Here is a 1,809-nt window from a genome sequence, read left to right on the forward strand (position 1 = left end):
TAGGAAGAGTACAATATAGAAGAATACTTTCTCTAATACGTGGTGATATAGCATGACACTCCTTTGCACATAACGCCACATTAAGCGGCAAAAAATTGTTGGCTAAAATAAGCGAGGCACGAGCAAAAAGCCAACTGTTTTTTGTCCGATTGAATGCCTTGTTAGCAGTTTTTACCGCTGCTCAATTTCTGGTTGTTTGTCCAAGACAACGAGCAAGAATGTTGCAATAGGACCTAAGGGTAAAGAAATAAAAAACCAAAGTAATCCACTTCTGTTTTTACTTTGAGCCAAACCTGCATTTAATAAAGCTAGAGTTCCTAACCCTAAAGCATATTGACCACCTTGTGATACGATTTCACTTCCATTCATTTTACTCTCCTTAAATTGATTAAATACACGTAAATATCGAAACTGCTAACGCTTTGCTAAGGGGCAAATTATGGTTGGTTATAATGCGCGGAGCGCGAGCCAACTGTAATTTGTCCGTTTGAGCAACTTGTTGTATGCAGCGGAGGTAGTTCCAAGCACTGCACGACGTTGAGTTACCCGTAATATAACAACCTAACCGTGAATTTTACGCTACACACGAAAGGTTGAACAAAATTAATAGCATTGCCACCTTTGAAAAAGGTAAAAGAGGCAATGCTTATTAGTGCTGAGACAAACCTGTTTTAGCGAAAAACTACGCACTAGAAAGTACTTTTTCTAAAGATAATTTTTAAAAGCATACAACGCCACAATAAGCGGCTTGTAATTGTTGGCTACAATGTGAAGCGAAGCGGAACCGAGCCAACTGTTACGAGTCCGTTTGATTGCCTTGTTAGCAGCGTAATTCTGCTGTAATTATTTGCTTGATTTCTTAGCCGATGCCCAAAAAGCAACTGACATGGCAACACCGATACTTATACCAAAAGTGACGCTACTTAATGCGACACCTAGACTTGCACCCATAGCAATTCCCATTGAGATGCCAAAAAGTGCAGGGTGCTTTATTTTGCTAGATTGATTGCATTTACTCATAGATATTCCTTTACCTGCTAACGTTTATATTAAACGGCAAAGTAACATTGGCTATAATCGCGAAGCGATGGCCAACTGTTACGTGTCCGATTTGAATTATCTTGTTATTTGATGGTAGCGATAAACACTAACGATAACAAGCACTTTTAAGACTTGGCAGCCCGACCGTAGAAGCAAAAAACACCCAGCAACACGACTAACCAAACCGTGATTTTTGAGCCAAACACGAAAGCGAGAACAACGTTAATGACTTTACCGCAAAGTATCTTAAAAAGCGTAAAGTCTATTAGCGTTAAACACCAAAAAGGTTAGGCGAAAACTGAGGCGTAACCCACCAAGCTAACCTTGAAAACACTGTTCTTACAATAAAATAATAACTCGATTTCGTGTTGCCAAATAACGCTTTGCTAAGGGGCAAATTGCGGTTGGTTATAATGCGCGAAGCGCCAACCAACTGTAATTTGTCCGTTTGAGCAACTTGTTATATGCAGCGGAGGTTGCAACCAAACACTGCACGTAATTAAGTCACCCGTAATATAAAAACCTAACCGTGAACTTTTACGCTACACACCAAAGGTTGAACAAAATTAATAGCGTTGCCACCTTTGAAAAAGGTAAAAGAGGCAATGCTTATTAGTGCAAACACCAAATCCTGTTTAGCGTAAAACACTGATTAAAAATGTATTGCCCTAATAAAAATTACTAAGAGCATATAACGTTTATATTAAACGGCAAAGTAACATTGGCTATAATCGCGAAGCGATGGCCAACTGTTACGTGTCCGATTTG

The 1,809-nt window shown here is 39.3% G+C and carries 2 protein-coding genes; both read right to left on the minus strand.

The annotated features are described in order from the left end of the window. Nucleotides 1-171: 171 nt before the first annotated feature. Nucleotides 172-369 (minus strand): antitermination protein NusB, encoded by a 198-nt coding sequence (locus tag D1094_RS18350; RefSeq protein ID WP_118961544.1) that lies wholly within the window; start codon nt 367-369, stop codon nt 172-174. A gap of 474 nt (nt 370-843) precedes the next feature. After that, nucleotides 844-1,020 carry a hypothetical protein gene (locus D1094_RS18705; protein ID WP_182440243.1) on the minus strand — a complete coding sequence of 59 codons (177 nt, stop codon included), beginning with the start codon at nt 1,018-1,020 and terminating at the stop codon, nt 844-846. Nucleotides 1,021-1,809 lie beyond the last annotated feature (789 nt).

This window comes from Colwellia sp. RSH04 (assembly GCF_003545765.1).
Taxonomy (GTDB): Bacteria; Pseudomonadota; Gammaproteobacteria; order Enterobacterales; family Alteromonadaceae; genus Colwellia.

Bases quoted from the DNA above. Each gene is read 5' to 3' on its own strand.
- D1094_RS18705 (WP_182440243.1), bottom strand. From the start codon at position 1,020: ATGAGTAAATGCAATCAATCTAGCAAAATAAAGCACCCTGCACTTTTT.
- D1094_RS18350 (WP_118961544.1), bottom strand. From the start codon at position 369: ATGAATGGAAGTGAAATCGTATCACAAGGTGGTCAATATGCTTTAGGG.